Annotated in this window: 1 protein-coding gene; it reads left to right on the forward strand. The window is 53.8% G+C overall.

The features are described from left to right. A partial coding sequence (locus tag JKL46_RS34975) for a DNA adenine methylase (protein WP_201843046.1) occupies positions 1 to 789 on the forward strand: 789 nt, incomplete at its 5' end. Positions 790 to 803 lie beyond the last annotated feature (14 nt).

An 803-nucleotide genomic window follows, 5' to 3' on the forward strand; every position in this document is an offset into this window, starting at 1 on the left:
TGTCTGGACCGCCTCGGCCTCAGCTATCCTGCAAAAGGTCGCCCGTGCGAAACAAGCGTTAGAGTCACAACACTAGGCGCTGTTGACCAACTCCACCTCAATGATGCTGATCCTAAGGTTTACTCTGCTTGGAAGTTTATCCTCGACGAGCCCGAGCGCTTTTCCGAAGCAATTCTTAGAACGCCTGTCGACCTCCAAACATGGCATGCGTCCCGCAAGATCATCGAAAGTTCCAGTGAGCCCAGCTTCGAGCTTGGTTTCGCGACGTTTTTCCTCAACCGGACGAGCCGCTCGGGTATAGTGATCGGAGCTGGGCCGATTGGCGGCTACGATCAGCGGGGCAAATGGAAGATCGACGCCCGCTTCAATCGGGATGCCTTGGCCGAACGCGTACGCTGGTTAGGCACAATGAGGGACCGCATCCAGCTCACTCAGGAAGACGCTTTGAAATTTCTTGCCAGATCGACCAGGCGTTTAGCGATCAACCAGACACTTTTTTTCATTGATCCGCCTTATATCACAGCAGGCGGCCGCCTCTATCTGAATGCGATGGACGAAGGCAAGCATATCGCTTTAAGCGACATGCTTCAGGATGGAACCCTGCCGCACTGGGTGCTGACTTATGACGATCATCCGTTGATCCGAACACTTTACAGCACGCAGGCTGTTGAGGACCTTGCGGTCACTTACAGCCTGCAGAACAAGCGCAAAGAGCGCGAGGTGCTTATTATTGATCCGGCTTGGGTGATCTTGAAATCTTCGGCCGAGCGATCCAGTTTGGCGGGATGAAACATGTTGACATG

The organism is Microvirga zambiensis WSM3693, from assembly GCF_016735695.1.
Taxonomy (GTDB): Bacteria; Pseudomonadota; Alphaproteobacteria; order Rhizobiales; family Beijerinckiaceae; genus Microvirga; species Microvirga zambiensis.